Raw genomic sequence first — 255 nt, forward strand, 5'->3', positions numbered from 1 at the left:
GCCTGGCCTCGACTTCTCCGGTCACCGGCGAGGCCACCGGCGGGAACGCCCGCTGTTTGCGGCCGACCGTGGCCCACACGTCGCCGCCGGTGTCGGCGAACCGCTTGGCCACCAGCCGCAGCGTCTCGCCCGAGACCTCCAGCCGGGCCGCGATCACCTCCTTGAGATCCTCTGGGCCCATCGAGGTGTCCAACGCCAGCAGGACCCGTGCCCGCCGGATCATCGAGGCCGGATGCACCCCTGTCGTGGTGATCC

General features: G+C 71.8%; 1 pseudogene. It reads right to left on the bottom strand.

The features are described from left to right. Positions 1 to 253, bottom strand: a pseudogene (locus IZR01_RS49750) (helix-turn-helix domain-containing protein); the annotation flags it as partial. Positions 254 to 255: the final 2 nt, after the last annotated feature.

Source organism: Catenulispora pinisilvae, from assembly GCF_015356865.1.
Taxonomy (GTDB): Bacteria; Actinomycetota; Actinomycetes; order Streptomycetales; family Catenulisporaceae; genus Catenulispora; species Catenulispora pinisilvae.